Origin of the sequence: Streptomyces sp. NPDC053431, assembly GCF_044544925.1 — a bacterium.
Classification (GTDB): Bacteria; Actinomycetota; Actinomycetes; order Streptomycetales; family Streptomycetaceae; genus Streptomyces.
The window spans coordinates 1-1,153 of sequence record NZ_JBITXX010000084.1 but is presented as its reverse complement, the minus strand read 5'-3'; the positions used below and the strand labels follow the sequence as shown (position 1 = coordinate 1,153).

Below are 1,153 nucleotides of genomic sequence, written 5' to 3'. Positions count from 1 at the left end.
TCAACCCTGGTGGGTTCGGTCCTCCACGAAGTCTTACCTCCGCTTCAACCTGCCCATGGCTAGATCACTCCGCTTCGGGTCTTGAGCGTGCTACTAAAACGCCCTATTCGGACTCGCTTTCGCTACGGCTTCCCCACACGGGTTAACCTCGCAACACACCGCAAACTCGCAGGCTCATTCTTCAAAAGGCACGCAGTCACGAGGATCCGAAGATCCCGACGCTCCCACGGCTTGTAGGCACACGGTTTCAGGTACTATTTCACTCCGCTCCCGCGGTACTTTTCACCATTCCCTCACGGTACTATCCGCTATCGGTCACCAGGGAATATTTAGGCTTAGCGGGTGGTCCCGCCAGATTCACACGGGATTTCTCGGGCCCCGTGCTACTTGGGTGTCTCTTAAACGAGCCGCATGAATTTCAGCTACGGGGGTCTTACCCTCTACGCCGGACCTTTCGCATGTCCTTCGCCTATCCATACGGTTTCTGACTCGTCTCACAGCCGGCAGACTGTGAAAAAGAGATCCCACAACCCCGCATGCGCAACCCCTGCCGGGTCTCACACGCATACGGTTTGGCCTCATCCGGTTTCGCTCGCCACTACTCCCGGAATCACGGTTGTTTTCTCTTCCTGAGGGTACTGAGATGTTTCACTTCCCCTCGTTCCCTCCACATGCCCTATGTGTTCAGGCATGGGTGACAGCCCATGACGACTGCCGGGTTTCCCCATTCGGAAACCCCCGGATCAAAGCCTGGTTGACGGCTCCCCGGGGACTATCGTGGCCTCCCACGTCCTTCATCGGTTCCTGGTGCCAAGGCATCCACCGTGCGCCCTTAAAAACTTGGCCACAGATGCTCGCGTCCACTGTGTAGTTCTCAAGCAACGACCAGCCACCCATCACCCCGATCCCTACGGACCGAGTGCACTGGGGCCGGCATCGCGAAGGCAAGACCTTTCGGCCGTACCCTCAGATACCCAACAACGTGCCAAGCGTGAGCCCCGTCCGTGCCGTTCCGTTCCACGCCGAAGCAGTACTAGGAAGACCATCAGGTCACTCACGCCAACTAATCAACGTTCCACCCATGAGCTGACCGTGCAGAACGTTTGCCTGCAATCGGTACTGTGCTCCTTAGAAAGGAGGTGATCCAGCCGCA

General features: G+C 57.6%; 1 rRNA gene. It reads right to left on the bottom strand.

Annotated elements, in window-relative coordinates:
* Positions 1–846, bottom strand: a 23S ribosomal RNA gene (locus ACIGXE_RS37770); the annotation flags it as partial.
* Between the last annotated feature and the right edge of the window lie 307 nt (positions 847–1,153).